This is a genomic window from Citrobacter sp. NCU1 (genome assembly GCF_010231475.1).
Classification (GTDB): domain Bacteria; phylum Pseudomonadota; class Gammaproteobacteria; order Enterobacterales; family Enterobacteriaceae; genus Citrobacter_D.
Genome location: NZ_NRDO01000029.1, coordinates 1 through 22,819 on the forward strand (window position 1 = coordinate 1; position 22,819 = coordinate 22,819).

The 22,819-nt window shown below is 47.2% G+C and carries 21 protein-coding genes and 3 pseudogenes; 17 read left to right on the top strand and 7 right to left on the bottom strand.

Annotated features, from left to right (window positions below; genetic code table 11):
* Positions 1–182: 182 nt before the first annotated feature.
* Together CJP72_RS09450 and CJP72_RS09455 are read left to right on the top strand one after the other, a co-directional pair.
* On the top strand, positions 183–1,169 hold the full coding sequence (locus tag CJP72_RS09450; RefSeq protein WP_052960788.1) for a hypothetical protein: 987 nt from the start codon (positions 183–185) through the stop codon (positions 1,167–1,169).
* Between the two features lie 946 nt (positions 1,170–2,115).
* A complete protein-coding gene (locus CJP72_RS09455; RefSeq protein ID WP_162380616.1) occupies positions 2,116–2,685 on the top strand; it encodes a hypothetical protein in 570 nt (189 codons plus the stop codon).
* Between the two features lie 35 nt (positions 2,686–2,720).
* On the opposite strand, the pseudogene CJP72_RS09460 reads toward CJP72_RS09455, so the two are convergent.
* Positions 2,721–2,807 (bottom strand): annotated as a pseudogene (locus tag CJP72_RS09460) (IS3 family transposase); the annotation flags it as partial.
* Positions 2,808–2,852: 45 nt separating this feature from the next.
* On the opposite strand from CJP72_RS09460, the gene fos reads away from it, so the two are divergent.
* From fos to CJP72_RS09500, 8 genes are all read left to right on the top strand, one after another.
* Positions 2,853–3,269 carry a fosfomycin resistance glutathione transferase gene (gene fos / locus CJP72_RS09465; protein WP_162380617.1) on the top strand — a complete coding sequence of 139 codons (417 nt, stop codon included), beginning with the start codon at positions 2,853–2,855 and terminating at the stop codon, positions 3,267–3,269.
* Positions 3,270–4,119: 850 nt separating this feature from the next.
* Positions 4,120–5,121 carry a TRAP transporter substrate-binding protein gene (locus CJP72_RS09470; RefSeq protein ID WP_162380618.1) on the top strand — a complete coding sequence of 334 codons (1,002 nt, stop codon included), beginning with the start codon at positions 4,120–4,122 and terminating at the stop codon, positions 5,119–5,121.
* A gap of 54 nt (positions 5,122–5,175) precedes the next feature.
* Entirely contained in the window at positions 5,176–5,730 is a 555-nt protein-coding gene (locus CJP72_RS09475; protein WP_202882569.1) for a TRAP transporter small permease, read from the top strand.
* 2 nt (positions 5,731–5,732) lie between these two features.
* Positions 5,733–7,040 (top strand): TRAP transporter large permease, encoded by a 1,308-nt coding sequence (locus CJP72_RS09480; RefSeq protein ID WP_162380619.1) that lies wholly within the window; start codon positions 5,733–5,735, stop codon positions 7,038–7,040.
* A 340-nt stretch (positions 7,041–7,380) separates the two neighbouring features.
* Entirely contained in the window at positions 7,381–7,773 is a 393-nt protein-coding gene (locus CJP72_RS09485; RefSeq protein ID WP_342212295.1) for a DUF2920 family protein, read from the top strand.
* 713 nt (positions 7,774–8,486) lie between these two features.
* The gene (locus tag CJP72_RS09490) at positions 8,487–9,926 is read left to right on the top strand and encodes an SLC13 family permease (RefSeq protein WP_202882570.1); all 1,440 of its coding nucleotides are present in this window, start codon (positions 8,487–8,489) and stop codon (positions 9,924–9,926) included.
* A gap of 34 nt (positions 9,927–9,960) precedes the next feature.
* Positions 9,961–10,653 carry an RraA family protein gene (locus tag CJP72_RS09495; RefSeq protein WP_162380622.1) on the top strand — a complete coding sequence of 231 codons (693 nt, stop codon included), beginning with the start codon at positions 9,961–9,963 and terminating at the stop codon, positions 10,651–10,653.
* A gap of 431 nt (positions 10,654–11,084) precedes the next feature.
* Positions 11,085–11,981, top strand: a complete 897-nt coding sequence (locus CJP72_RS09500) for a LysR family transcriptional regulator (protein WP_162380623.1) — start codon at positions 11,085–11,087, stop codon at positions 11,979–11,981.
* 205 nt (positions 11,982–12,186) lie between these two features.
* On the opposite strand, the gene CJP72_RS09505 is transcribed toward CJP72_RS09500, so the two are convergent.
* Positions 12,187–13,020 carry a sugar phosphate isomerase/epimerase family protein gene (locus CJP72_RS09505; protein ID WP_162380624.1) on the bottom strand — a complete coding sequence of 278 codons (834 nt, stop codon included), beginning with the start codon at positions 13,018–13,020 and terminating at the stop codon, positions 12,187–12,189.
* 278 nt (positions 13,021–13,298) lie between these two features.
* Between CJP72_RS09505 and CJP72_RS26300 the strand changes: the two are divergent.
* Positions 13,299–13,387: pseudogene (locus CJP72_RS26300) on the top strand (ArsA-related P-loop ATPase); the annotation flags it as partial.
* 2 nt (positions 13,388–13,389) lie between these two features.
* Here CJP72_RS26300 and CJP72_RS09520 read toward each other — a convergent pair.
* Together CJP72_RS09520 and CJP72_RS09525 are read right to left on the bottom strand one after the other, a co-directional pair.
* Positions 13,390–13,614 (bottom strand): annotated as a pseudogene (locus CJP72_RS09520) (integrase core domain-containing protein); the annotation flags it as partial.
* A gap of 61 nt (positions 13,615–13,675) precedes the next feature.
* On the bottom strand, positions 13,676–14,563 hold the full coding sequence (locus CJP72_RS09525) for a LysR family transcriptional regulator (protein ID WP_162380625.1): 888 nt from the start codon (positions 14,561–14,563) through the stop codon (positions 13,676–13,678).
* Between the two features lie 90 nt (positions 14,564–14,653).
* Between CJP72_RS09525 and CJP72_RS09530 the strand changes: the two genes are divergently transcribed.
* On the top strand, positions 14,654–16,021 hold the full coding sequence (locus CJP72_RS09530; RefSeq protein WP_162380626.1) for an MFS transporter: 1,368 nt from the start codon (positions 14,654–14,656) through the stop codon (positions 16,019–16,021).
* Positions 16,000–16,401, top strand: a complete 402-nt coding sequence (locus CJP72_RS09535) for a hypothetical protein (RefSeq protein ID WP_162380627.1) — start codon at positions 16,000–16,002, stop codon at positions 16,399–16,401. The genes CJP72_RS09530 and CJP72_RS09535 overlap by 22 nt, the downstream gene beginning before the upstream one ends.
* A 117-nt stretch (positions 16,402–16,518) precedes the next feature.
* Here CJP72_RS09535 and CJP72_RS09540 read toward each other — a convergent pair whose 3' ends face one another.
* A complete protein-coding gene (locus tag CJP72_RS09540; protein WP_162380628.1) occupies positions 16,519–17,151 on the bottom strand; it encodes a DNA-binding protein in 633 nt (210 codons plus the stop codon).
* 501 nt (positions 17,152–17,652) lie between these two features.
* On the opposite strand from CJP72_RS09540, the gene CJP72_RS09545 reads away from it, so the two are divergent.
* The 4 genes from CJP72_RS09545 to CJP72_RS09560 all read left to right on the top strand — a co-directional run bounded on the left by CJP72_RS09545 (position 17,653) and on the right by CJP72_RS09560 (position 20,767).
* Entirely contained in the window at positions 17,653–18,285 is a 633-nt protein-coding gene (locus CJP72_RS09545) for an RraA family protein (RefSeq protein WP_342212294.1), read from the top strand.
* 26 nt (positions 18,286–18,311) lie between these two features.
* Entirely contained in the window at positions 18,312–18,842 is a 531-nt protein-coding gene (locus CJP72_RS09550; protein WP_162380630.1) for a prephenate dehydratase domain-containing protein, read from the top strand.
* A 49-nt stretch (positions 18,843–18,891) separates the two neighbouring features.
* Entirely contained in the window at positions 18,892–19,290 is a 399-nt protein-coding gene (locus CJP72_RS09555; RefSeq protein ID WP_162380631.1) for a cupin domain-containing protein, read from the top strand.
* A 73-nt stretch (positions 19,291–19,363) separates the two neighbouring features.
* Complete coding sequence (locus CJP72_RS09560; RefSeq protein WP_162380632.1) at positions 19,364–20,767, top strand: 3-deoxy-7-phosphoheptulonate synthase class II; 1,404 nt, start codon at positions 19,364–19,366, stop codon at positions 20,765–20,767.
* A 289-nt stretch (positions 20,768–21,056) separates the two neighbouring features.
* Here the strand turns inward: CJP72_RS09560 and CJP72_RS09565 are convergent, their stop codons facing one another.
* Together CJP72_RS09565 and CJP72_RS25840 are read right to left on the bottom strand one after the other, a co-directional pair.
* Positions 21,057–22,172: a hypothetical protein gene (locus tag CJP72_RS09565; RefSeq protein ID WP_162380633.1), complete on the bottom strand. Its 1,116-nt coding sequence runs from the start codon at positions 22,170–22,172 to the stop codon at positions 21,057–21,059.
* A 23-nt stretch (positions 22,173–22,195) separates the two neighbouring features.
* Complete coding sequence (locus CJP72_RS25840; RefSeq protein ID WP_255498273.1) at positions 22,196–22,801, bottom strand: MFS transporter; 606 nt, start codon at positions 22,799–22,801, stop codon at positions 22,196–22,198.
* Positions 22,802–22,819 lie beyond the last annotated feature (18 nt).

Here is a 22,819-nt window from a genome sequence, read left to right on the forward strand (position 1 = left end):
ATCGGAAAGTCGATACTGGAAAAACTCTAAAGCGGTGGCCAGTTTTTGTTGACCACTACACACCTCGATAGTGGCGCTAACTGGATGGACAGCTTGTAAGCAAGAGATCCTCATCTAAGAACACACGGTCCCTGACTTACCGTTAGGGACTTCAAGTATTTGACTCAAGGAGATTAATTATCATGACTATGACTAAAGACGCTTTCCAGTTCGGCATTGAGCCTGTTCGTATCACCGACACCGACAACCTTCAGATTAACGAAGGTCTTCCGACTAACGCCGACCCTCAGGTCTATGCCTTCCAGTTAGCTAAGCTGGTGAAGACCATGCTCAATTCTGTACTTAAAGACGCTCAGGATAACATTCCGTTCCCTGTAGAAGTCCTGCCAGCTCGTAACAGCTTACCGACGCCAATCATTGCTCACACTCTGGCTGACCGCTCTGTGGTCGTTCCTGTCCGTGGTGGTAAACGACCTGAAGTCGTGACCGCCCCGTCTGGTACTGAAATCACCGTTGAGCCGATTGAACAGGCTATCCTCGTGTCCCACCAGACCAAGCTATGGGACGCTAAGTCTTCCACTGGTTTCACTCAGGGGACGCTACAGCAGGACGCTCTGAACATCTGCGATAACGTGGTCCGTACCATCAATAGTCGCATGGTTGACGTTCTGGAGTCCTCTAAGCTGCTGAAAACCGTCGAGCTTCCGGTCCTGACTGGTAGCCTAACCGCTAAGGCAGACACTATCATGGACGCGCTGTATGAGAACACCGAGTCTTCTTTCGGTTCTGAGGTTACTGACTACGGCATCATCGCCCATGAGAGTCACCTTAAGGCTCTCTCCCGTCTGGCTGCTAAGCAAGGCTTTGGTGGTGAAGACGCTATTGTCGATATGTTGGGTACTGATATTGCCTACTACAACGGTGAAGACCGTGGCGTCTTCATGATGGCTAAGCGCTTTACGGCTCTGAGCTTCGGTTGCTTCCGTCACGATGGCGAGAATATTACTGTGGTCTTGTCCCGTGATGGCGACTCTCAGTCCCATGACCTTGAGATTCTCGGTAAGGTATTCGTGGTCGCTGAGGCTGCTACGACTGTTAAGATGGGGACAGGCAGCGCTGCTGCTGTCCTGCCTGTAGTCAAACGCCTGAGCTTTACTAAGACAAGCTAACTAACAATAACGACTATTGGTCAGACTTCCGTAACTGGATGTCTGGCCTTTATTTTGTACTAGCAATCTAGTTCATAAGTACGGAAAAGGAGGACCTAATGGACCTACACAAAGTCTATCTCGGGGTCTTCCTGCTAAAGTTAGCGCTTGTTGTTTGGCTGATGGCTATTAGACGATGAGTTTTGACTGAAAAATGTGAGACTCCATCTAATATAAAGAGCGAGCCAAAAGTCCCCATAGCCCGACCCTCAGTCAGCCCAAAAGGGCCGGGTAGTCAGGCCGTGAGTTCTATCCCTCTCGAGGGAATATTACGTGCTTCAAGTCTTGACCGTCTATCGTAAAATGTGTAACCATCACTGTAACCACTGGATTCATCAGTCTTTAAGAAACAAGAAGTTAGCTGGTTGTCCTCGGCTCCCTTCGCCCGCTCCAGAATCTCCCCTTGTGGCAAAAATCCATTAAAATTCGTTTTACTCTCAACATCTTACCTAAGATAAGTTGTCTGTAATCGTTTTACCATTGAACGACGATTTAGCTACACAAGGTACACTGTTAGTTGTCACGGATAGTTACTATGAAAGTAAAAGTGTAACTATCAGGCGGCGGCAGTTCCAACCTCACACCGCGATAGCAAAACGTGAAGACAAAGCCCTCCCTGGCATTGTTATGTCATCGACAGACTGATCACACACATTTAAGCCCGATGTGCGGCCTTGTGGCTGCGTAAACAGGTGAATAGTGGGTAGCTACAAATCCGGCTCTGCCAGCGCTCACTCATGCTCCGAAAGGTACACGAGCACCCTGATAAGGTGTGATCCTTCTGAACATTGATGTAGTTACCTAACGGCACCTCTTGTCCCCTTACCACTAACGGGGCTTATTGTCTTCTATTTCCTTGATTTTATGATGGTATCATGTAGGGAGATTCTTAAAAGAAGGGTGGTTTATGGGCTGGTCTTCGTTGGTTAGTATAACCATTGGTACATTTCTATTTGCTGGGTTGTCGTTCTCTGCACACGCGAAGAACTGCAAGAAAGGTATACCATGCGGTAATTCGTGCATTGCGGTTGGAAAAACGTGCCGGATTGGATCAAGTACCTCTTCTGCGTATAAAAATTATTCTTACTCTTACCCGTCATCTTCTCTTCATAATTCAATCCCTAATTCCTCTTCACATTTTCCGTCAGTGAAGGTTGACGGAAAAAACACGGCTTCAACTGCGAAAACTTATCTCTGTCAGTATGCTATTGCAGCGATACAGAATGGCAGAATAGGCGCTTTACGTGTGCTGGGTGGTGCCGAGGTAACGTTGTATGTAGATAGCTTCAAAGCTAACCGTTTAAACGGGACATACCTGCTCTCGCCGAAGCTGAAAACTAACGGTAAGTTGATGATGGCAGATGATAAAAGCAAAGTGTACGCCTATGATTCGTTGCTGATGAACTTTGCAATTAGTGACCGCATCGCAAGAAGCACTGAGCAATGGGATCGTTGTAAACTGGTTCACAATAAATAAACTCAATGATCTTACCTCGTAATCTGGACACGGCCCTAAGCGAGATACTGGTTTTCAAATTGTTCCGGGCTGAAACCGCCACAGGTACTGTGACGTCGCCAGCGATTGTAATCGCACTCAATCGGCAATACTGAACATTGCCAAAACTTTTTGCGTTGGAGAATCCTATGCTAAAAGGACTCAACCATTTGACGCTTGCCGTCAGCGATTTACATTGCAGTATTGGTTTTTACCATGATCTCCTTGGTTTACCTGTCCATGCCATTTGGGATAATGGTGCTTACCTGAGTTGTGGCGACCTGTGGTTGTGTCTGTCGCTTGATAGTGCCCGGCAGTATATATCGCTGCAGGATAGCGATTACACCCATTATGCTTTCAGTATCGAGGATGCGGATTTTGATGCTTTTGCGAGAAAGCTGGCGGACGCAGGAACAATTATGTGGAAGCAGAACAAAAGCGCAGGTGAATCCATTTATTTCCTCGACCCTGACGGCCATAAGCTGGAAGTTCACTCTGGCGATTTGCAGCAGCGCCTGACCGCATGCCGTAAATCACCCTATAAAGGAATGCGTTTTTTCGGGTAAATACAATAGCGAGCGTTCGCCGTTATACGACTGGCTATAAAAGCAGTGTTTGCAAATCAACAATCACCATTATTTTCGATGAAAATATTTAATAATACTAAACCATTAGATAATGGTTCAGGCATGGAAATGGCGGTTCGAACGAGGGTGTTTATTCTTTTATTTATCAATTCATTAATAGCAAGAACAGTCACTTAATATAAATAAATCTATATCTATCACTATCACTATTGGGGAAATAACGCTTAAATAATACACTGAGACACTCAATTGTGACGAATGAAGGTCATTCGACTGGTTCACCTATAGATGACCCCCTCCTGATGATTAGAGTCTTCCAGGTCTAACGGCCTTGACTGAGAGTGTGCCGGTATGTGCGGCAGGTGCACTGCTGGCCAGCTTTAATGCCCCAGTGAATCAGTCTTACCCACAAATCCCGGCAGGTCGAGGTTGGCGTCAATAACCGTCTTTTTACCCGCAATCCCGCCCCGACAGTCATCAGGTTGACGGTCATTCCTGCCCGGAGAGTGGTGCGCTGGCAGAACGTATTTCTTTCATTAAGGACATCCTGAAGAATATTGCGTATTGCCATAAATAAGAACAGTGTGTTTCTGACAATTCATACATTTCGATAAATGTTCATCACAATCCGTAGCTGATGATGATAGATTTTTTTTAATTCAACGTTATCCGATTGTTAATTTGTTTGTAAAAATGAACTGTCATTTCGTTTTTTGAAAAATAAAGGTTCATTTCATAGGTTTGATCACTGAATTATCCATTTCATTACGGCATAGTCAGGAGAAGAAAGAATCGTTTAATTAAAATTTGCATAAAAGGATGCCCCATAATGAAATTTCAGCCCAAATTTGCTTTGCTGAGTGCGTTGATTGTTGCCAGTTTGGCGATAACAGGCTGTAAAGAGGAGAGTAAGAATGAAGGTCCGGTTGTATTGAAGACCGCCTTTAACCAGTCTGAAAATAACCCACAATACAAGGCATTAGTTGATTTCAGCACCAAGCTTGAAAAAGCGACTGATGGAAAATACAAGCTGGAAATTCACCCCAATGAGTTGCTGGGTGATCAGCGTGCAACGCTTGAACTGGTGCAGTCTGGCGCAATCCAGTTGGCCGTTGTGGCGAACCCATTAGTTGAGAACTTCAACAAGAACTTCTCTGTACTGGCGATGCCGTATGTCTACGACAACCCGGAACATCAGCGCAAAGTGTTTACTTCTGACCTGTTGAATCCGCTATTTGCTTCTACAAAAAGTAATGGTTTTGAAGTTCTGACTGCGTACACTGCTGGTGCTCGTAGCATGTATACCAAAGGTGCTGCGGTGAAAACGCCTGCGGATATGAAAGGTAAGAAAATCCGTGTAATGCAGTCTGACACCATGATCAAAATGCTGGATTGCATGGGCGGCACTGGCGTACCAATGGGCCAGGGTGAAGTGTATTCTGCCATTCAGCAAGGCGTGCTTGATGGCGCAGAAAACAACGAAATTACCTATGCTGACCTGAAACAATACGAAGTCGCGCCTTTCTTCTCGTATACCCGTCACGTCATGGTCGCTGATTTGCTGGTCGTGAATGAAAGCTTTATAAGCGAGATGGATACCAAAGACCAGGAGACGTTCCGTAAACTGGCTAAAGAGAGCACCGCCGTTGAGTTTGATCTGTGGAATAAAGCACTGGATGTTGCGAAATCTACAGCTGTCAGCCACGGTGCAACCTTCACCGAAGTTGACATCAAACCGTTCCAGGAACGCTGTCAATCTCTGCAGTCAACGCTTCTGACCACTCCTGAGCAAAAAGATGTGTTCCAGAAAATCCGCGCAATGGCTAACTAATTTTGCCTTGATTATCAGGGTCGCCAACGCGGCCCTGAAACTGGAGAATCCCCCATGAAAAGCTCAGCAGTTCCGTTAATAAAAAAAAATCAATGCCCTGAAGAGACAGGACTTTATCGTCAACTGACGATGATTAAGAAATTACTTGATAAGTTCGCTGCTACTCTGTGTATCGCTTTGGTCGGCGTCATGACTTTCCTGGTGACCTGGCAGGTGGTGTCCCGGTATATATTTAACAGCCCAAGTGCAGTGAGTGAAGTGCTCTCGCGCTATTTATTTATTTGGCTGGTACTGATTGGTGGTGCGTATGTGTTTGGTCTGCGTGAACACATGGCAATCACTTTTATGCGCGATAAATTCCCACGTAAGGTCAGAATTTCACTGGAAATTATCGGTGAAATGGCCATCACTGTTTTTGCCGTATTGGTGCTGGCGATGGGAGGCTATGTAGGTATGACCCGTCAGATGGGGCAACTCGACTCGGCGTTACAAATCCCAATTGGTGTGATTTATGCAGCCATTCCTGTCAGTGGCGCGATGGCGATTTTTTACTGTCTGTATAACCAATATGGGTTGTTGCGGCAGCTTTCTGAAAAGCAGAAGGGGTAGTCATGGATATTGCAGTTATTGTTGCTCTGGTTATGTTTTGCGGTGCCTTCTTCTTGCTCTTTATTGGTGCTCCGATCAGCATCAGCATCGGCCTTTCTTCGCTGTGTGCGATGATGCTGATACTTCCGTTTGATGGTGCTGTTCTGACATCGGCTCAGCGTGTTTTCGTCGGACTGGATTCTTTCCCACTGCTGGCAATCCCGTTCTTTATCCTGGCCGGTAACTTGATGAACAATGGTGGTGTTGCCATTCGTCTCATCAACTGTGCCAAAATGTTGAGTAATTTCCTTCCTGGCCCGTTAGCACAGACCACGGTGGTTGCTAACATGCTGTTTGGTTCGATCAGTGGTTCTGGTGTGGCTTCTGCCGCCGCGATTGGTGGCATCATGTCGCCAATCCAGAAAAAAGAAAATTATGATCCGGCTTTCAGTGCGGCGGTTAACATTGCCTCAGCGCCGACTGGGATGCTTATTCCACCAAGTAACTCATTGATTGTTTACGCTACTATTGCGGGTAGTGTGTCCATTTCCGCGTTGTTCATGGCAGGTTATATCCCCGGTATCCTCTGGGGGTTAAGCGTGATGCTGATAGCCGGTTTCATTGCTCGCCGCCGTGGCTATGTCGCCATCTCTACCACGAAAAAAGGCGAGCGTCGCCGCACACTGTTAGATGCGATTCCAAGCCTGATGATGATAGTCGTCGTTATTGGTGGCATCCTCGGTGGGGTCTTTACCGCCACAGAAGCCTCAGCTATTGCTGTGGTTTACTCGATGGTGCTGGGCTTCTGCTATCGCAATTTAAAAATGGCGGATTTGCCAACGATTTTCCTGGCAACCGCGAAAATGACGGCGATAGTTATCTTTATGCTGGCTGCGTCTTCAATCATGTCGTGGGTCATGGCTTTCACTAAGATCCCAGCCCTGATTGCATCTGGCCTGCTGTCATTCACCGACAGTTTCCTGGTTATTTTGTTAATCATGAATCTGGTGCTGTTAGTCGTTGGGACATTTATGGACCCAACCCCAGCCGTGCTGATTTTTACACCGATCTTCTTACCTATCTGTACGCAATTTGGGATGGATCCGGTGCAATTCGGCATCATGCTGGTCTTTAACTTATCTTTAGGCACGATCACCCCACCCGTGGGGCCGATTCTGTTTACCGGTTGTAAGGTGGGTAATATTAATATCGAAGGGGTTATCAAACCTCTACTGCCGTTCTTTGCTGTTATTTTGGTAGTACTGATGATGGTAACGTATATTCCGTCTATTTCCATGGCGTTGCCGCAGGCTATGGGGCTGGTGAAATAAGTTATTCCCCTCGTCTCTTTTGGGGCGAGGGGAAATGATCTGTGAGCCGCTACCCGTCATGGCAGAGTAGGCTGCGACTGGAGATGTATCACCCTATTTTCATTATTAACGAAACATTACTCTCAGTGCCTGTTTCTTAAAGTATCTCAATTTATTGAATCCTAAGAGATACGGCTTACACCCTTCCGCTCGTTTTACTCGCTGTAACCAATACGGTAACTCACTTTGTGAGGGAGTGAGCAAACGTAACGTCTCCGTAGATACCTAACCTCCGCACCTACCTGTGTCAGCGTAAGGGGGGCTTGCCTATTCACCACAGGATGAAAACCGCGACAGTTTAATCAGATCCGCCGTGAATCGTCAGGCGACGGCATTTAAGCCAGGGGCTTACCAGACTTTCTGTCTGATGGTTCATTCCGCTGAAGATCGCAATATCGCCCCGCTGGCGGCCAAAATTGAAATGGCGCAAACCATGCTGGAGCTGGGCTGGTCTGTCGAAATGCTTGTTTATGATGCTAGCGACATTGATGGTAACTACATCAAAAATACCGATCATGGCATGGGGCTTTCTATGCTGACCTTTTTCGAGCGCGGCAGTGGGATGCTTCGCTCTATGGCCCGCCCTTTCAAATACGCAGCCGCTGAACACGTTATCTATCACGCCGGAAAGTATCGCTACGAATTTGACTATCGCCATGACGATATCCGGGCCAGGCGCTGTTTACTTGACTGATCTGCGCCCGATAAGGCCAGTGATGAGATCTTGTCAATCCATCACCAGCCCGGCAGCGTCTCCTTTATTCAGGGGCATCCTGCAAAGGAAGGGGAGGGCAGTATCCAGGTAAGGAAACCGCCCTCTCCAGCCTCAACACCCCTGAATTCAACCAAACTCATCTTTCCTTTGATAAATTAGCCGTTATAGCATTCTGCTAGTCTATTGAACTTAAACAACTTTCCCTCAGCGCACGTTCTGTTGTAAATAGACCCGTTTTAGTTCTGACCTTGACCTCAATTATGACGGGATCATATTAGAGGTCAGGTCAGATTTCATCCCTAAAGCGAACGACGCTAATGGCGTGTCACCGATAAAATCATTGCCCGACAGGGATGTACTCGATTCCAACTGACCAAAAAATAATGATGAGTTCACAAATATGCATCAACAATGAATGTCATCTGATAACAGGTTGAGACCTAATTTGCTGTTTTAATGAGAGAATTATAAATAAATCTTTGCTAATTTGTATTGATTCATTTTTTTTGAGCTTATGTTCAATCCTGCCTCGTTGTCTTCCGATATTAATTAGGTGACATTACGATAGTTGCATCATAAATGATATAAATATGGAATATTAAATTTTTATAACATATCAAAAATACCACATAAAAATAATCGCGTGGTTCTGTTGGATGCAAATTCATTAAACCATAATGAGTGGGGGGATTATGTCTGAAAAAAAAGTGAAAACTCCAGCGCAGCGCATCCTTTTTTTTGGGATGGCAATGGTAATCGTTTTTTTTATATGTTTCCTGCCTACCCCGGAAGGGTTAACCCCTGAAGGGCAAAAAGCATTAGCACTATTTGTTGGTATTATTTTCCTGTGGGCCACAGAACCCGTTCCGCTCGCCATTGTTAGTTTAATTATGGTGCCAGTGGTGGTTGGCTTGCAAATAATGACTGTGCCAAAAGCGTTAAATAACTTTTCTACATCGTCAATATTTTTAATTGTCTCTGCATTATTAATGGCGCCAGCAATGTCAAAAAGTGGCTTTGCTGAGCGGTTAATTTATTGGCTGTTGTCAAAAGTAGGTTGTACCGCGGTACGTATTACATTAGGTATCACTGTCGCAAATATTGCTCTGGCATTTATCATTCCCTCTACGGCTGCCAGAACGGCGGCACTTTTGCCTATCTGTATTAGTATTATAGAGATTTTCAAAAAGAATTGTGGAATACCCAAAGACGAACGCAGTAAATTTGCCGTCGGATTGTTGTTAACGCTGGCCTTTACCAATTCAATTATTAGTGCGGGTATATTGACGGCTACAATACCGAATCCTGTTACCGCTGACTTCATCTTTAAGGCGACCGGTACAAAGATTTCTTATGCCGAATGGTTCATGTACGGGTTCCCTCCGGCACTTATTGTGACCCTATTTGCATGGTGGTTGATTAAAACTGTATTTAAGGCCGAAGTTAATGAAATTCCTGGCGGGAAGGAACTTGTTGCAGAAAAACTGCACAGCATGGGGAAAATGTCATCTGATGAATGGAAGAGTTGTTTAATATTCCTGTTCGTCGTATTGATGTGGATGACAGGGAGCATTACGAACATTGATACCACAATCGCGGCGATTATCGGCGTCTGTCTGATGTTCCTCTTCGGCGTCATCAACTGGAGTGATGCTGCTAAGACGTCGGCTTTCCAGTTTATGCTGATCATGGGCGGCGGGTTCATTATCGCAGACCTGTTAATCTCGACAGGCGCCGCGAAATGGGTAGCGACATCGTTATTCCAGTTAATCAATGTCTCTGGTGAAGTTTCAATCCTGGCCTTACTATTAATTGTTATTTTCATTGTGCAATACATGCATATCCCCTTTATGGGAACGACCAAAATGGCCACTATGCTCATCCCTATTGTGATCAGTATTGCTGAGGCTGCACATATCAATCCGATAATCCTGGCAATGCCGGCTGGTATGATTATCAGTGGATTTCCGTTGTTCTTGTTTTTTAACACTATTTCAAGCTTATTAGTCTACGGCACAAATGAAATGAGAATGAGCGACTTTCCTAAGGTGGGCATTCCAATTTGTACCGTTGCCGTCTTTGTGTATAGCCTGATGGCCTTAACTTACTGGCGCTGGCTTGGGCTTTTCTAACTACCTGTTAAAAACCTGTCGTAGGAGATGCGAAATGAGTAATACAGGATTTAGGATCTTTACTGAATTCAATCGCCCTGATCCAACTCTCGTCAATAATTTTAACGGGGTACCCGTTGCAAATATCGCAGATTGTATGAACCGTTCCAGCGTTATGGCATCACGGATCCGTAAAATAGGTAAAAATAATCTATTAGGTGTTGCCTTTACGGTGAAAACCCGGGCGGGGGACAACCTTATGGTGCATAAAGCATTACAAATGGCTTTGCCGGGGGATATCATTATCGTGGATGCCCGTGGTGATGTTTCCAATGCCATAATGGGCGAGCTAATGATAAGGACGGCAGAGCAAAAAAAACTTGCCGGTATCATTATTGATGGCGCCATTCGTGATGTCGCGGTTCTGACCACATTAGATATTCCTGTTTACGCGGTTGGCATAACACCCGCCGGACCGTTCAAAGAAGGTCCCGGTGAAATTAATGTTCCCATTAGCGTGGGCGGAGTCGTGGTTAATCCCGGCGATATTTTGGTTGGAGATGACGATGGTATTGTAGTGATCTCTCCCGGTGATGCGGAAGATATTTACGAAAAGGCCAAAAGTAAAAGTGAGAAAGAGTTAGAGTTAATTAAATTGATTAAAGAAGGTAAGCGAGACAACACCTGGGTAGATCAAGTTCTTCTGTCAAAGAAATGTGAGTTTATTAACTCTGCTTATAGTAAGTAAGGAATCCAACCAGGTGTTGTTGTAAATCGGGTGATTTTTGTAGGGGTTAGTTCTCATCCAGCGCATCAGGCGAAGATATTACCTGCGCGGTGCATGCACTTGTACGTGAAGTCCTGCGCGAGGCCGCGATGACGCTGAATAAGCAAGCGTTACATGGGTAATTTTCAACTCCGCTCTCTGGTACCGGAAGACTGGCAACGGAGAGTGGTGTTTCTCACGTTATGAGCAATCTGGTGATTGCTGGGATGCCTGGAGGTTAGTGAATGGGCTATACCGGAGCGGTGAGTGAATTTTTTTAAATTTAGCCAAATTCTTTATCAAGAATGAGCACAACGGCATGGTTTTAACAAAATTCAATTTATCGCTATTAAGAAGTTCTGTATTAATTAGCTTTCACGCATCAATGAGGTTGTTACAAGTCGGGGGATTGCATGAATGTTAAGCAGTTGAGGTACTTCTGTAAGGTTGTGGAAAAAAATGGTATTAACCCTGCGGCAGCTGAATTACAAATTGGTGCAACGACGATCAGCATGCAAATCGCCGCCTTAGAAAAAGAAATGAACAATGAGTTATTCAATCGAAGTACCCGACCAATGACACTGACCAAATTTGGCCAGTTTGTCTATCAACGGTCACAGGAAATTATATTTAACTTCGATGCCTTTGAAAATGACATCTTTAGTTACACCAACTCTGAATCCACCTCATTAAACATAGGCGTAATTCGCTCGCTTATTTTCAATATTTTGCCAGAAACCATAAAGCAGTTTACGAATAGCTTCGGGCATATTGATATTAATTTAAAAGAAGGACTATCCACAAATCAATATGAGTTATTAGCTGAACAGGTTATTGATTTGGGTTTCGTCCGTGCCATGGAGCAAAAGCAGGAGCTGGATAATGATTTTTGCCGGGAGTTGATTCTTATCGATCCGTTATTTGCAGCTGTGCCAAAGAATCATTATCTTACAAGGAATAAATTTATAACGCTGAAAGATTTTTGCAACTCACCATTTATTACTTTTCCGGGTAATCAAAAAAGCGAGTTTTCAGATACCGTTGTTGAAAAAATCAAACAAAATGGGTTGTCCCCGGTGATTTCCTACAAAGCCAGAGAAATACATTCCGCGTTATCCTTCGTGGCCGCTGGGCTGGGGGTTACCTTAGTTGGCAAAACCGTCATTGATAACAATCGACAGGATATTGCATTTCTGCCCATCTCGGACTTTCACTGTAATTGTTATATCTATGCGATTTACCGATCAAAAAATACTAACCCCAACATTCAACACTTCCTCAGTACGATGAAAAAGGTCGCATTGAATTAGTGCCTGCGTCATCTCGCCCCTTTGTAGACTGGGGGCAGCGAGTACTGCTGCCCCTGTCCAGCGTTCGGAGGGACTCTATCTTCCTGGAACACCAGAATACAACGGCAACTGCTCCTTTCGGAGAATCGAGTATTGTTCATGGTTATCAACACCCTGAATACTCGATTCTGTTCCTGAAGCCACTACGTCACGGCAGACCGCCTGATCAAAACTGCAGTTGACGCAGATAAGCCACGCTGTCGCTCAGCGCTTCTCCCTGCAACTCCTCAACAATGATTGGGACCTGAGTGAGTCCGTGACTTGCAAGCATCGTAAGCACTTTCTCATAATCAATAAGGCCCTCATTCAGACGAACCGGGATTTTTTGCTCCCCTTCGAGGACGAAATTTTTAAAGTGGAACAGACGAATACGTGGTCCGTGCTGGTTAAGGAAATCTTCGAAGATGGACTCCCATGACGCCGCATTGTCAGCATTGAGCAAATTGGCAATATCGAAGGTCACGCAGAAGTGTTCGCCGAGTTGAGTATTCAGGCGCATCAGGCTGTCGGCATCATAAATGACATGATCGTATACAGGCTCAACCAGGAAACGACATTGCGCACGTTCCAGATTGGGCTGTAACTGCTGGAAACTGGTCAATACCTGTTGAAAGGCGGGTTCCGAGTGGTTATCCGGATGCCATGTCCAGGCATCGTCATTCAGAGAGCCCGTTTCGCTACCGATGAGCCCGATACCGCAGCGTAGACCGATGTCGATATTGAACCGCGCGCGCTCTATCTCACTGGCCAAAAATGAGGTGTTCGAATGGACCGGGTTGAAGTAACTGGCGAGCAGGAACACCGATATCCCTGCGTCCTGAATCTGCTTAATATTGCCGACAATCGTCTCAATATCGCGGGATTTGTATGCTTCTTCCCAGCTTTTGTGGATTGCCAACTGCAGACCGTCAATGCCCAATTCACGGGAAAGGGTCACCATTTCTGCCGGGGTCTGCCCACTGAGGTCATGTCCCCGGGCGCCAATGTTCAATTTACGCATTACGACTCCGTTAAAGTCCCATGGAAAAATGCCAGACAGTGATGTCGTTAGCGTCTATATCCACAGATGAATAAGGGGGGATACTGATAAGTTGATGCTGTGGTAATGGTATCAGCCGTTTTCATCGCTGAATAGCCACGGGGTTAACAGACACTTCAGAGTCATTAAAGATTTGAACTGGCTCGCTGGTTTGGTCTTCCACTGGGGAAGGTGGGATTAGCACCGACACGTTGCGGTGGTGGTAATACGTCCTGTTGTTGAAAATGTCAGGAGGACATATGAAATTCTTACAGAATATCCCCTACATCTTTTTTTTACTGGTAAGGGAGGCGTTGGTAAAACCTCTATTTCCTGCGCCACAGCTATCTGCAAGTAATTCAGGGATTCATAAGAGTGTTCGCTGTTGTATTCCATCAGCCAGCGTTCGGTGAGTTCCCGCACTTCATTCAGTGTTCTGAATAGATCACAATCCAGAATTTCTGTCCGGTTAAAACGCGATATAAAGGCATTTTTCGAGGATTTTCCCGGTTCAATGAACTTCAGCGTCACGTCATGATCTTCGGTCCATTGTACCAGAGGCAGTGATACGCGTTCTTATCCGTTGCCCCTTCCTGCCCTCAGGAAGTTGAACAAAGAGAAGCAACCATACCCAGTCTTATAACTCCAAATTCTGTATCAGGTAATCAATAAACTTGCGGCATTTAAGGCGGATCCGATGGTCTCCAGCGTAGACAATAGTGATGTCCTGTACCGGCAGTTTATATTCGGGAAAGAGTTGTACCAGTTTACCGCTGGTGATTTCAGCTCTGACCAGCCATTCGGGTAATACGGCGATACCGAGTCCGGCGCAGGCCATGGATTTTATAGCTGTTGAGGTATTCGAATGGAATCTGGCAACTGCGCGGACATCAAACGGTTGCTCTTTTTCATCTGTCAGCGTCCATTGTGTCGGGGTCTGTAAGTTGCTGTTGGCGATCCACGGTGCGGCATTCAAATCTTCTGGGGAACGGAGGGGATTATTTTCAAGCCAGCAGGCAGAAGCGACAAGAATAATAGGGTAACTTGCCAGTTTTCGGCTTCTCAATGAAGAATCACGTAAAGAGCCCAGTCGAATTGCCAGATCCAGTCGCTCAGTCACTAAATCATTCAGTGAAGAGTCTGCATAATAATTAATATTTAAATTCGGATTAAGCTGGCAAAACTGACTTATCATCGGCAACAAATAATACTCACCAAATTCAGTTGTTGAAGTAATTTTTAGCGTACCTGAGAGCGAACGATGGCTGTCGGATATATTTTCCAGCGAAGTCTGGATATTGACGAAGATCTCGCGAAAATCGTTGTACAGCACTTCTCCTGCTTCTGTCAGCGAAATGCCGCGTGTATTGCGGATGAGCAATGGCACATTCAGCACTTCTTCAAGCGATTTTACATGGATACTGGCCATTGCCTTGCTGATAAACAGGCGCTCTGCGGCTTTGGTAAAGGAGCCGCAATCTACAACGGAGATGAAAGTTTGAATTCGATTAAGGTGATTAAACATCGATCGTTAAGTTTTGGTAAACAACATGTTTAATTTAGTTTAATCGACGCCGCTGGTCAAGCCAGTCTAGACTGCGCAGCGGAGGTCAAAATGACATATCGTTATCGCGTTGCCACGCTATTTTTAGCCGGTTTTTTCATCGACTGCATAAATATTTTTATGTCAGCAATCGCCCTGCCGGATATTTCCCGCCAGTTGCATGTCTCTGAATCCAGCGCGGCGTGGGTTGCCAACAGCTATATTTTAGGTCTGACCCTGATAATCCCCTTAAGTACCTGGATCGCCAGCCATATAGGGGTGCGAATGACCATGATGGCCTCAATGGCTTTATTTTCTGTGGGGGCATTGTGCACTGGATTATCAACCGATTTTAACGGATTGATTGTATTTCGCCTTTTACAAGGCGCTGGTGGAGGACTATTGATCCCGGTCGGTCAGGCGCTGACATTTAGTTTGTTTCAAAAAAATGAGCGGGCCAGGATCTCAACGCTGATTATGGCCGTCGCGCTAATCGCACCCGCGATCTCACCTGCAGCGGGCGGCGTGATTGTTGATCACTTCTCCTGGCGCTGGGTGTTCCTGTGTAATATTCCGTTCAGCCTGCTGACTGCTGCTCTGGCATGGTGGTGGATTAACGCTGAGAAAACCACAGCCCAGCGCCCGGATCTTGTCGGACTGGCGCTGGTAAGCCTCGCTCTGGCGGCTTTGTTGATGGGGATGTCGCTTTATGCAGATGCGACAAATCCGGCGTTGCCGCTGAGGTTGGTGATATTGGGTGTCATTTTTGCCGCGCTGTATGTGCGCCATTATCGTCGGCAACCTGATGCAATTGTGGATCTCAGTGTGTTGAGCAATCCGCGAATGCGCTTCTCTGTGCTGGTGTATTACGCCGTACCGGGCATTTTTACGGGTGTGAACCTGCTTAACATCTTCTTCCTCCAACTGGTGATGGGGTGGGGCGCCAGCGAAACCGGTCTACTGATGGTGTTGTACGCAACTGGGTCGTTTGGTGCCATGAGCGTCTGTGGTCGTCTCTATAACCGTGTTGGTGCGGCAAAACTGTTTCTCACGGGTTTGATCTGCCATGCGGTGGGTATTGCGCTGTTGTCACTGGTGGGTGCCGACTATGGGTTGCCTGTGCTGGTAGTGGCATATTTGCTGATGGGTATAGGTGGCGGTATTGGTGCAAATACCGCGCAAACTACCGCGATGATTGACTTCACCGGCGAACATTTGTCCCGGGCCAGCACTGTCTGGAACCTAAACCGGCAGATGTCATTTAGCGTTGGTGCTGCGCTTTTTACACTGCTGTTTAATCTGTTGCAGCAACACACCACGGCAACATCTGCTTATCACACGACCTTCCTTATCGCTGCGCTGCTTGGTCTGCTGCCCCTGCTTACTCTTATGTCACTCAATAAACAACCGGAGTCGTTATGCAATCAAAAAGAGAATTAATTGCACACCAAAGCATAGTAGAGCTGCATCAATGGATTGAAGAGGTGTTCGCTGGGCGTTCTGATTACCCCGCCGCGTTGAATAACCTGCTCAGCAGTTTCAGTCCGTCGTTCAAAATGGTGACGATGAAAGGGAAGAATATTGGTTTTGCAGAGGTGGAAAACCTGTTTCGCAATAACATCGGTGGTCGCCCGAACCTGCACATAGACATCGATAGCTTTGAAACCCTGCAGTTGTCGGCGTCTTCTGTCATTTGCCGTTACCATGAAACTCACCGTAATGAAGGCAATGTGCATTCTCGCTGGTCGGTTGCCGTGATTGATATCCAGAATGGGCAACCCCGCTGGCACTACCTTCATGAAACAGCGATTGCGGATTGATGATGAAGTCATCTTAAATGATTCTGAGATGTCTGTTAAACCCGTAGCGATTCAAGTGGCAAACCGAAGTGGGTCGCTACAGTACTTATCTTCCATCGAATCAGGGCCATACGAGGCTTAACCGATTTCACTCCGGTAGACGGGGATACGTCGGGTAGTTCCTGTCAGATTATCAAAGACGTCCGTCTCCGACGTGGCTATTACCATGCCCGCTTTTCTCAACCTCTGCACATCGGCTGCGATGCGTTGAAGACCAAACCAGAACAGCCCATCCAGCGCGGTGACGTGAAGTCCGGACGTCAGCGCCTGCCTGAGTCGTTCGCGCGGAGCCTTCACCTCTTTTGCGATCTGCTGAAAAGGCGTTGCGGTGGTGCCTGTCGGATCCACCCGTCGTATACGGGTTGCAAGGCGGTACTGATAGGTCTCAGGGATATCAATTAAATTCTCTTTCAGACTCCAGACGCAGCCAAAGCGTTTTCCGTTAAAAATGACGTTTTTCTGGCTGAGCTGAAACTCCTCACGCAGGCTGGCAATGAGTTGCGGTGTTCGGGTTAGCAGAAGACGAAAGGGAAGCTCAAAGCTGGTGACGTAGTCCACATTCAACAAGGCAATACGAACTCGCGTCAGGGCGTCTGCTTTCTCCTCGCGGCATTCCGCAATCACATCCGCCCATTGCTGGCTGAGGCGTGGCGCCTCAGTGACTTCCGTAAAGCTGTATTTTTCAATCTGATAATCAATCAGTCCCGTCACTCTGAGTTCCCTCCCGATGAAAATTCAGTCTCAGAAATCCACTTTACCAGCACGGAGGGAATACTGGAAAAGCTATTCTTCTTTGGCTTCGACGTTGACTTTCTATACCCAACCAGCATGAAAGAAAATCGCGACTTTTAATTGCGTTAGCATCAAAAATAAGCTCAAAAAAAATTTAATACACTTGGCTTATAATAACACTAATGGTAAATAACTCTCTGTGATGGTGGAATTGTCATATTATTTTCACTCTATCGATATGTAAATTATTTTATAGCGAAATGTTGACTAAGTATTACATCCTTCCTATCTTTTAATTTCACTGAAACCCTATGGCTATTTACCATGATAAAAACACTGTTGTAGTGCTAGTGTCATAAGGTTGAAATAATTCATACGCAATGATGTCACTTTAAATTAAGGAGAGGACGCATGCTTTTTGAATTAATATCGCCTCAGGTTTTGGCGGAATTTAGATCAAGAAGAATAAGTAGCTCAACGGTGATTGATATTCTTGACGGGTTGCAGGCTGGCAATGCGTTGACGCCAAAAATACGATCTATCAATACACCTGATCATTATTTTGCCGCTCAGGCGTATACCGTCACCTGGAAAATGGTGCGCAAAGGCAGTGACATCATGCAGGCGCAGCCCTCAACCTGGTCGCAGGTAAGCCGCTTTTTGGTACCTGAATTGCACAGCGGAGCGGGCCTGGTCTACGTGGCGGGCGCCGGGCCGCTATTGACTGATGCTGCGCTGGCTGGCGGTATGAGTTGTACTTACTTCGAACAGTTGGGTTTTGCCGGTGTCGTGTTAGGTGGTGCGGTGCGCGACTTACGCGAACTTATGCCATTGTTGATACCCATTCTTGCCAGCAATCCAATCCCCACGGATACCCAGGGAGCCTTCTGGGTGGCGGAAACCGGCACCCAATGCCAGATCGAGCAGGTCACAGTGCACAGCGGCGATTTAGTGGTCTCGGACATCAACGGTACGGTAGTGGTACCGCAGGCGCTGGCGGTGCAGGTACTGCAACAAGCGCTGTCAATTGACAGCACGGAAAATGCGATGCTGGAAAAAATCAGACAGGGTGCACGTCTTCCCGACTTGATTAATACCACTGGCAGAATTTAACCCTCCCATTATTAACGAGATAAATCATGATAACCGTCCATACGCTGGGGCCGGCGGGCACCAATTGTGAAAAAGCGGCGCATTTGTGGCTTGAAAAAAATGGTCATCGAGGTGAAGTTAAATTACATCAGACGCTTGAAGATGCAGCGACGTATATGAGTGATACCGACAGTGCTGATATTTTATTGGGATGCATCGTTTATCCTCATCTCCACCATCTGGTGTTTAAAAATCTCAGTTATTTAAAGTTAATAGATTGTTTTGTTATGGATACTCACAATATGGTTTTCGCCAGCAAGAATCCAAACCCTGGCAAAATAAGAACCGTAGGTTCTCATCCGGCACCACAGGATTTAATTCGTCAGGTTCCTGGAATAAATAATCAGCTGTCCATTCGGCTATTTAATTCCAATAGCGAAGCGGCACATCAATGTGCGGCGGATGCGGTCGATGCCTGCATTTCCACCGATATCTCCGCCCGCCGCTGTGGCCTGACTGTGTTGGCCGACTTCGGACCGGTACCTATGGGGTTTTCCATCCACGCCAAAAGAGCCTGATTCAGGCAATGATTCTTAACGTTAATCGACGAAGAAGACAGGTATTCCTATGAGCTTACATTTAGGCAGTGAAATGGTTCCTTATGATATGGACTTGCAGCGTGCAAAAGGGACTGAAAGCAAAATAACAGCCAGATTCGTGCACGGTACCGGTTTTACCCTGGCGTTTTGGCAATTCAAACCCGGAGCCCAAATTCCTGAACACCAGCATCTACATGAAACGGCTACCACTATCCTGAAAGGGGCGCTGCGACTGACTGTCGATGGACGCACCCTGTATTTGCACGCAGGTGACACCTTCATTATTCCCTCATGGGCGATACATCATGCCGAAGCGCTGGAGGATTCAGAGGTGCTGGATGTCTACACGCCGGTGCGCGAAGATTACGTCGCCAGGCAAAATGGCGTCACCGAAACCTACCTGACCCATTCACAGCGCGCTGACTGACGAGAAGCCGTCAACATTGCCAACGTTGGCCTGCTCATGGCCAATTCCGCCGTTCCTTCAGTGAGTGAGCATCATGATATTCACCCATGATATTGACGTGCTGACCGGTGAGTTTCGCCGGAAGCGAGAACTATCCCGTAGTCATCCCCCCGCGCGGCCAGCGCACCATGAGGGGTGGTCGCCTTCATCATGGCGGCGTTTTCCCGCTAAACAGTTACCGGTTTATCCGGATGCTGACGCGTTGCAATGCTACGAGCATCAACTGCAGCAGAGCCCGCCGTTGGTATTGGCTGCCGAAATCCGCCATTGTCAGCAGCAACTCGCTCAGGTTGCCGAAGGCCGCGCTTTCCTGTTGCAAGGTGGAGACTGCGCCGAGTCTTTCGCCGATTGCCAGAGCACTTCGGTGCGCGACCATGTGCTGACCATGGAGCAAATGGCAGCGTTGATTCATCAGGCCACCGGACTGCCGGTGCTGAAAATCGGCCGCATCGCCGGACAGTTCGCCAAACCGCGTAGTCAGCCGGAAGAAACGGTTGGCGAAATAACGTTGCCTAGCTTTCGCGGTGAGATTATCAATGACCGTGAATTTAGTGCTAATGGGAGAACAGCGGATCCGCAGCGCATGGTTCGCGCCTACCACCATTCGGCCTCTACCCTGAATCTGTTGCGCGCGCTGGATAAATCAATGTTTTCGTTTTATACGGCGCAGCAACAGGAGAGCCTTCACACCGGCGTGACGGAACAATACTACCGGATGCTGCGCGCGCAGCTGGAGGATAGCTACCACCGTGTCAGCAATAAGCTGCCGCGCCAGCCGCTGTTTACCAGCCACGAAGCGCTGCTGCTCAATTATGAGGAAGCATTAACCCGCAGGGATATCGCCCACGGCGGTTGGTATAACTGTTCGGCACACATGTTGTGGTTGGGGGAACGTACCGGGGATCTTGATTTTGCCCATGTCGAATACCTACGGGGCATCGCCAACCCTGTCGGTATCAAGTGCGGTCCGGGGATGACCGGGGAGAAGTTGCTTGCTCTGATAACCCGGCTCGACCCGCAGGGCACACCGGGGAAAATTGTACTTATCGCCCGCATGGGACTGGATCAGATACACGCAAAACTTCCCGCGCTGCTCCAGGCTGTTAAGGCCTCCGGTCATCCGGTGGTGTGGGTGATTGATCCGATGCATGGCAATACCCGTACCGCGGGTTCTGGTCAGAAAACCCGGACATTCACCACCATTGTGGAAGAAATGCAGGTATTTACCACATTATTGCACCGATATGGCATTCATCCTGGTGGCGTGCACGTGGAGATGACAGGCCTGGAAGTGACGGAATGCACAGGCGGGCTGCAGCAAATCAGCGAGCAGGATTTATCCCATCGTTATTACAGCGCCTGCGACCCGCGCCTCAATCGAACGCAGGCGCTGGAGTTGGCTTATCTGTTGGGCAAGTCCTGGCAAAACACCGATTGAAGTTTTGAACCGTCTTGACGTTCTCCCACACCCTGAGAAGTTGGCAGGATGTATATGCGGGGATAAATATTAAGGGGGCATATGCCCCCTTATTTGTTACTTCGTCTATTTTATCAAACAATAACAAAACGTGATTATGCATCGTGCAGGGCGTGACCGTAACGTATACTGATAGGTATACGATAGCCTCAGGATAATATCCTGCCTTGCATTATGGTTTATTCAATTTCGTCGCTGTCGGGTAATAGCATGTTGTCGTTAATAATATAACAACGTGCCTATAAACGATTTATTTCCCGATATTTGGCTTGAAATAACCAATACCGATCGTTTTACGGAAACGCCAGTTTTGCCATTGTGGCCATAATACATCGGCGATCATCGCAATTGCTATCCAGCGGAACCAGGTGGCGAACGTATTACTGTGTCCCTGAGGCTCTTTATATCCCTTCACCCATCCGTCATAGCCTCGTTCGCCGAGCAGGGTATCCGGGAATCCACCATCTGCATTCTGGAAGTCGAGCAATTTCACCAACATACTGCGTAACCAGTGCTCAATTTCATCCTTGCGCTGTGGGCAACGGGCATAGCCGTGGGCCAGAATATCGATAATATCGACATCAATGCAGCTGCTGCGGACGGCCAGTGGCTGCTCCAGACAGCGACTCATTGACTGGTTGAAATAGGGGATATTTTCGTCAAGTTCATAAAATACGTGCAAATTATGCGTCGCACCGCAGAGAGCAAATAATAACGCTTCCTGGCTGTACTGCTGACCCGGTCCCCAGAAACCGGAGTAAGGCTCGCTTTGCTGATTATGCCAGAAGATCATATCCTGCAAACGTTGAGCCGCAGGTCCGTTCGGATCTCTTTGCTGTTCGAGTAACAGAAAACTGCCCATATTGACGATATTGTTCCCTTCCAGCCAGGGATCACGCATATCGCGTTGGCCTAACCATGCCCAAAAATACTGTGGGTCAAGGTAGGGTTTCAAGAACGGCAGTTCGAGGCGATCCAATTGATCCAGAACTTCCAGCGTCCCCATACAGTAGTTTGTCGTATGAAAGCGCATGTACTGACGAGTCATATTGGCATCCGGCCCTTTCCAGGTTTCGCTCCAGCACAACCCCGGCAACTGGAAGAATCCTTCCTCTTGCTGATGACCTAATACCCAATCCGCCAGCGCTTTTTTCTCCGATATTTCATCGCCTAATAAAACGCGAGCCATTGTCCCGTCATACGTGCCAGGCAGCAGCATCTGCGGCCATTTTTCTGGCTGGTGAAGTTCGCTGACGCGTAATACGCCAGGCGTACCGTTGGGGAGTTGCATGCTGTTAAGCCAGAAAAGACTTTTCTCTTTGGCTGCAAGAATACGTTCTTGTAACAGGCTATCGGTAAATGACATGTTCAGTACCTATACGATGAATATTATTTAAATTTAGCCGCAGCCATTGTTGGAATTAAAAAATGCATAATCAGGAAACCTAACAGATAGGCAAATCCGCCCATCAGGAAAATAGACCAATAGTTGCCTGTCGCCTGCAGGATATGACCTGTTGCCTGGGTAAAGAGAATGGAACCGAGAGAACCAATTAAGCAGCCAATACCCACAACGGCGCCGACAGCCTGTTTAGGGAACATATCCGACACGCTGGTGTAAAGATTGACTGACCAGCCCTGATGCGCTGCAACAGCAAGTCCAATCAGCGAAACCGCAACCCAAAGATTAGACACATTCGAAACCAGTAAAATAGGCAGAACGCAGGTGGCGCACAACAATAACGTTAATTTACGCGCTTTATTGACGGCCATGCCGCGGTTCACCATCCATGCCGGGAGATATCCGCCAGCAAGACCGCCCATCGTTGCCAGAATATTGATTAAAACCAGTGGCATTGCCATATGAGCCATATCAATACCGCGAGCGTCATGCAGCCACTTCGGTAACCAGAACAGGAAGAACCAGAAGATCGGGTCAGTCAGGAACTTACAAATGGCAAATGCCCAGGTTTGCTTATATTTCAGCAGTCCCAACCAGCTGATTTTTTGCTG

Excerpts from the sequence above, each read along its gene's own strand:
- CJP72_RS09500 (WP_162380623.1), top strand. The coding sequence starts at position 11,085 with ATGAATGTTAAGCAGTTGAGGTACTTCTGTAAGGTTGTGGAAAAAAAT.
- CJP72_RS09450 (WP_052960788.1), top strand. The coding sequence starts at position 183 with ATGACTATGACTAAAGACGCTTTCCAGTTCGGCATTGAGCCTGTTCGT.
- fos (WP_162380617.1), top strand. The coding sequence starts at position 2,853 with ATGCTAAAAGGACTCAACCATTTGACGCTTGCCGTCAGCGATTTACAT.
- CJP72_RS09480 (WP_162380619.1), top strand. The coding sequence starts at position 5,733 with ATGGATATTGCAGTTATTGTTGCTCTGGTTATGTTTTGCGGTGCCTTC.
- CJP72_RS09550 (WP_162380630.1), top strand. The coding sequence starts at position 18,312 with ATGATAACCGTCCATACGCTGGGGCCGGCGGGCACCAATTGTGAAAAA.
- CJP72_RS09560 (WP_162380632.1), top strand. The coding sequence starts at position 19,364 with ATGATATTCACCCATGATATTGACGTGCTGACCGGTGAGTTTCGCCGG.
- CJP72_RS09495 (WP_162380622.1), top strand. The coding sequence starts at position 9,961 with ATGAGTAATACAGGATTTAGGATCTTTACTGAATTCAATCGCCCTGAT.
- CJP72_RS09535 (WP_162380627.1), top strand. The coding sequence starts at position 16,000 with ATGCAATCAAAAAGAGAATTAATTGCACACCAAAGCATAGTAGAGCTG.
- CJP72_RS09555 (WP_162380631.1), top strand. The coding sequence starts at position 18,892 with ATGAGCTTACATTTAGGCAGTGAAATGGTTCCTTATGATATGGACTTG.
- CJP72_RS09455 (WP_162380616.1), top strand. The coding sequence starts at position 2,116 with ATGGGCTGGTCTTCGTTGGTTAGTATAACCATTGGTACATTTCTATTT.
- CJP72_RS09475 (WP_202882569.1), top strand. The coding sequence starts at position 5,176 with ATGAAAAGCTCAGCAGTTCCGTTAATAAAAAAAAATCAATGCCCTGAA.
- CJP72_RS09490 (WP_202882570.1), top strand. The coding sequence starts at position 8,487 with ATGTCTGAAAAAAAAGTGAAAACTCCAGCGCAGCGCATCCTTTTTTTT.
- CJP72_RS09525 (WP_162380625.1), bottom strand. The coding sequence starts at position 14,563 with ATGTTTAATCACCTTAATCGAATTCAAACTTTCATCTCCGTTGTAGAT.
- CJP72_RS09470 (WP_162380618.1), top strand. The coding sequence starts at position 4,120 with ATGAAATTTCAGCCCAAATTTGCTTTGCTGAGTGCGTTGATTGTTGCC.
- CJP72_RS09530 (WP_162380626.1), top strand. The coding sequence starts at position 14,654 with ATGACATATCGTTATCGCGTTGCCACGCTATTTTTAGCCGGTTTTTTC.
- CJP72_RS09505 (WP_162380624.1), bottom strand. The coding sequence starts at position 13,020 with ATGCGTAAATTGAACATTGGCGCCCGGGGACATGACCTCAGTGGGCAG.
- CJP72_RS09565 (WP_162380633.1), bottom strand. The coding sequence starts at position 22,172 with ATGTCATTTACCGATAGCCTGTTACAAGAACGTATTCTTGCAGCCAAA.